The sequence below is a fragment of the Mesorhizobium sp. GbtcB19 genome, assembly GCF_019091085.1.
Lineage (GTDB): Bacteria > Pseudomonadota > Alphaproteobacteria > Rhizobiales > Rhizobiaceae > Mesorhizobium.
Genome location: NZ_JAGXJY010000634.1, coordinates 1 through 230, shown reverse-complemented (window position 1 = coordinate 230; position 230 = coordinate 1). Strand labels below are relative to the sequence as shown.

Annotated in this window: 1 protein-coding gene; it reads left to right on the top strand. The window is 67.0% G+C overall.

The window, feature by feature from the left end; translation table 11 throughout:
- The coding region (locus KVT37_RS33265) for a hypothetical protein (RefSeq protein ID WP_217579124.1) at positions 1-230 on the top strand (230 nt) is incomplete at both ends.

Sequence of the window (230 nt, the reverse complement as noted above, 5' to 3'; positions counted from 1 at the left end):
CCCAAGGCGGAAAAACTGACCGGCGTCGATGACGCCAGTGCCAGCGAGCAAGCCGGCGGCAGCCCGCATTTCGTCAGGCCGAAAGGCGCGAGACTGTTTCCGCCTCCAGATATCGGGATCGTCGCCTTGGGGTCTCTCGTGGGGCTCGACGTCGTGGCGGTCCCTTTCCACACATCGGCCAAGGGCTTCGGGGCCGTCCCCAGGTTTTTCGCCCCGGCTACGCCCGCCTC